Below are 1,433 nucleotides of genomic sequence, written 5' to 3' on the forward strand. Positions count from 1 at the left end.
CGCACAGGCTTTCGATCGCCGCGTTCAGTCCAACGATCTGGCGCCGGGTTTCTCTCGTGTCGTTCCGCGAATAGCGGATCGGCTTCGCCGCCCCCATCCATCCGGACTCAGTTTGCAGGTCCGGTCCGCCAACACGTAGCCCCGGCTATCAATCCCAAGGCCCGCGACCACAATCCCAATGCTGTCGCCATCATCCTCACGTCCCCCCGTCCCGGAGGGATCGACAGCAACGACGATGCGCTGGATTTCGGGGGCGTTGTGGACGCGGCCCGTCTTGCCGCTCCCCGGAGGCCGGACGAACATGTCTCGGGCCCACAGCGCACCCGGCAGATCGTCCAGCATTTCGGCATTGAGTTCCTGCCGGCCGAGGCGCGTGCCTTCATATTTCTGCTGGATCTTTTTCAGGAACGACGGGGCCAGATTGGCCGCGTTGTCGAACGTCGAGCCTCTCGTTACGACCGTATCGGGCCGCCATTCTTGCCGGACAGTTCTGATCTGTCGGCAAGGCCGAGATCTCGGGCGATGATATTCGCGTTGAGAAGGTCGACAGCCGCGCCCTCGAACTTCTGGGTTCGGATCACATCTTCGGCTCGCGTGATGACGCGGGATAAATCGGGCCGATCCTTGCGCCACGTCTGCCATGTGGTCGTATCGATATCGAGGAACATGCAGAGGCCGGCGAGCGTCATCACACGCATCCGGGCGACAGCCTCGTGCGTGGCGCTGCCCTGGAACGCAACGAGCTTGTCTTCGAACAGCGGGTTCTCTTCCACCCATGCGAAGTACTCGCAGCAGCAATTCCAAAGCTGCTCGGGGACGGTGAATTTCGGTTTGGGGCCTGCGGACGAACGAACCTCCCAGAAGCGGTTGCCGGGCAGAAAGCGTCCCTTGTCGTCCCGTCCCCCCTCTTCCACGTCACTCATTGAATCCGCTTCCAGGTCTTGCCGCACAAAAGGCAACGCATCTCGTTGAGCCACAGCCGTTGACGGGATGGCCGGTCGGTGACAACGGCCACGTCCGCTTCGACCTTGCAGGCGCACGGATAGAGACGCCCTGCAGCGTCTGCTGTGTCATCATCTGTCTGTTGCATGGGGAGGAACAAAAAAGCCCTCACCGAGAGGGCAAGGGCGGTATTACGGATGAACTTGGGGACCGTCTCAGGGCGCATTCCCCCTCGCGGCTGGCTCCGCATTCACTGCGTCAAACGGCTATCGCCTGCCAGCGCGACCGGGGCACGAACGGATCAGCCCTGCAAATCACGAGAACAAATTAGGAACCTTTGAGGGTGACGTCAAGCACTTCGGCTTTCGGAGTTGCGGCTTTTGTTTTCCTAGTCGGGAGCGGCATATTTGGTTTCCGGCGAGCGATCATGACGACTGACGTGGGACGCCAAACCTTCGGCAGATATGTAAGCCACCCGTTGACACATGTCG

Annotated in this window: 1 protein-coding gene; it reads right to left on the minus strand. The window is 60.9% G+C overall.

Annotation, left to right across the window (positions count from 1 at the left end):
• Positions 1–452 precede the first annotated feature (452 nt).
• Positions 453–923: a DNA-packaging protein gene (locus tag V2L18_RS23415; protein ID WP_336180767.1), complete on the minus strand. Its 471-nt coding sequence runs from the start codon at positions 921–923 to the stop codon at positions 453–455.
• Positions 924–1,433: the final 510 nt, after the last annotated feature.

The sequence above is a fragment of the Breoghania sp. JC706 genome, from assembly GCF_037026715.1.
Taxonomy (GTDB): Bacteria; Pseudomonadota; Alphaproteobacteria; order Rhizobiales; family Stappiaceae; genus Breoghania.

What these genes read in the sequence shown, in the direction of transcription:
- V2L18_RS23415 (WP_336180767.1), bottom strand. Translation starts at nt 923, where the DNA reads ATGAGTGACGTGGAAGAGGGGGGACGGGACGACAAGGGACGCTTTCTG.